This is a genomic window from Chryseobacterium echinoideorum (genome assembly GCF_007474535.1).
GTDB classification, from domain to species: domain Bacteria; phylum Bacteroidota; class Bacteroidia; order Flavobacteriales; family Weeksellaceae; genus Chryseobacterium; species Chryseobacterium echinoideorum.
Map to the genome: position 1 here is coordinate 1 of NZ_VKNW01000027.1, position 1559 is coordinate 1559.

1 protein-coding gene is annotated in these 1559 nt (G+C 38.7%); it reads left to right on the forward strand.

Annotated elements, in window-relative coordinates; all coding sequences use genetic code 11:
* The first annotated feature begins 113 nt into the window (after window positions 1-113).
* Complete coding sequence (locus tag FOL89_RS17435) at window positions 114-1454, forward strand: phage tail sheath family protein (protein WP_144284026.1); 1341 nt, start codon at window positions 114-116, stop codon at window positions 1452-1454.
* Window positions 1455-1559 lie beyond the last annotated feature (105 nt).

A 1559-nucleotide genomic window follows, 5' to 3' on the forward strand; every position in this document is an offset into this window, starting at 1 on the left:
TGCAACCGATTTGAAAGCTGAAGGTAATGAGGTAGCGATTGAAACCTTGGAAATTGCACACGAAGGACTAACTATTGAAAATAATTAAACATTAACATTAAATTTTTAACAAAATGAATTACAAAACACCAGGAGTCTACGTAGAGGAAATTGCAAAATTCCCACCATCAGTAGCACAAGTAGAAACGGCTATCCCTGCTTTTATCGGATATACAGAAAAGGGACCGAAAAATGAGCCAACAAGAATTTCTTCGATGTTGGAATACGAAACAATCTTCGGAAAGGCAAAAGAAGAAACTTTTGAAATTACTGACACAGCAGATAGCAATGGAGTATTTACTACTACCGCAGTAGTAACTCCTAGTCAATTCAAAATGTATTACGCAATGCAAATGTACTTTGCGAATGGAGGAGGAGCTTGTTATATTGTTTCAGTAAACACATTTCAGGATGAGGATAATGTGGACAACGTAGTGAAACCAGCAGAATTAGAAGCAGGTTTGGAATTATTAGAAAAAGAAGACGAGCCAACGCTTATTGTTTTCCCGGATGCTGAAGCTTTAGCGAGCCAAGCATATAAATTGTACGAAAAAGCTTTGGATCAGGCAGAATTAATGAAAGACAGATTTGTCATTATGGATGTTGTTGGAGAAGTTGCTGAATTTAAAGGAGCTGCGGGTCCAAGTGTAGGACCGAGCGGTAAGAGACTGAAGTATGGCGCAGCTTATTATCCAAAATTAGAAACAGTCCTAAGCTATAATTACGATGTTGTTGTTAAGACAGGTGTTGACACTACTCTGGATTTAGACTCACTAAAGACCTCAGATTCTGCTAAATACAATAGAATTAAAAATGCCATCGAATCTAAAAAAGTGGTGATGGCTCCATCATCTTCAATGGCAGGAGTTTATGCAAAAGTAGACAGTACTTCCGGAGTATGGAAAGCACCGGCTAATGTTGGGCTGAACTATGTAGTTGCACCAACCGTAAAAGTTTCTCATGAAGAGCAAATGAGTCTTAATGTAAATCCGGATACGGGAAAATCGATTAATGCAATCAGATCTTTCACAGGAAAAGGTACTTTGGTTTGGGGCGCAAGAACTCTGGACGGAAACAGCAACGAATGGAGATACATTTCAGTACGTCGTTTCTTCAACATGGTGGAAGAATCGGTGAAAAAAGCAACAGAGCGTTTCGTTTTTGAACCGAATACTGCCAATACTTGGATCCGTGTTCAGACAATGATCGAAAATTTCCTTAATCAGCAATGGCAGGATGGCGCATTGGCAGGAAGCAGACCCGAAGAAGCGTATTATGTAAGTGTTGGTCTGAATAAAACAATGTCTCCGGAAGATGTGTTGGAAGGAAGAATGATTATCGAAATCGGTATGGCTGCAGTACGTCCGGCAGAATTTATTGTGCTTCGTTTTTCGCACAAATTACAGGAAGCATAAAATTAATTAATAACAGAAAAATATAAAAAATTATGAGTACATATCCATTAGTAAAGTTTGCCTTTGAAGTAGATTGGGGTGGGACTAAAGTAGGATTTCAGGAAG

What these genes read in the sequence shown, in the direction of transcription:
- FOL89_RS17435 (WP_144284026.1), top strand. Translation starts at nt 114, where the DNA reads ATGAATTACAAAACACCAGGAGTCTACGTAGAGGAAATTGCAAAATTC.